This window comes from Mesorhizobium sp. M7D.F.Ca.US.004.03.1.1, assembly GCF_003998635.1.
In the GTDB taxonomy this organism is placed as follows: domain Bacteria; phylum Pseudomonadota; class Alphaproteobacteria; order Rhizobiales; family Rhizobiaceae; genus Mesorhizobium; species Mesorhizobium loti.
Genome location: NZ_RZQG01001596.1, coordinates 1 through 691, shown reverse-complemented (window position 1 = coordinate 691; position 691 = coordinate 1). Strand labels below are relative to the sequence as shown.

Genomic DNA, 691 nt, shown 5'->3' with positions numbered 1-691 from the left:
GTTCTGGATCGTGGCCCAGTCGATGGTGACGCCGTATTTCTTCATGATGGCGTCCAGCGTCCCGTCGGCGGTGTATTTCTTGGTCAACTCATCAACCTTGGCCGCCAGTTCCGGGTTCGACTTGCTGACTACCAACCCGAACGGATAGGCCGACTTCGGCTCCGGAATGAGCTCGACCGCGGGATCCTGCGCGGCCATATATCCCAGCGTCAGGAAGCTGTTGATCACTGCGTCGGTCCGCTTATTCTTGAGGTCGATGACGTTCTCGGTCGTGTTCGGGTACTCGGTCTTGTTGTCCAGGCAGCCGGCCGGCAGCAACGACGCCGCAAGGCCATTCTCGGCAGCTCCGCGGTTCAGGCCGACCTTCTTGCCGCACACCGATTCCCAGCTCGTGATCGACGTGTCGCCCTTTCGCTTCAGAAGACCGAGGCCGTCGACGGCGTAGTTGCCCGTCATGATGAAATCCGTCGACTTGAGGCGCGTTTCCGAGCGCACGATGCCCGACCCCGCGAGGTCGAACTTTCCGGCCACGACGCCGGGCAGCAGGCCGGGGAAATCGACCACGGTGATCTCCGGGGTCAGACCGAGATCCGTCGCGAGCTTGGTCATGTAGTCGACGTCGAATCCGGACAGCTTGCCGTCGGCGCCGATGATGGCGCACGAGCAACCCGACGACGTCCCGATCATCAGC

The 691-nt window shown here is 62.2% G+C and carries 1 protein-coding gene; it reads right to left on the bottom strand.

Annotation, left to right across the window (positions count from 1 at the left end; all coding sequences use genetic code 11):
- A partial coding sequence (locus tag EN935_RS38945) for a transporter substrate-binding domain-containing protein (protein ID WP_164771872.1) occupies positions 1 to 691 on the bottom strand: 691 nt, incomplete at both ends.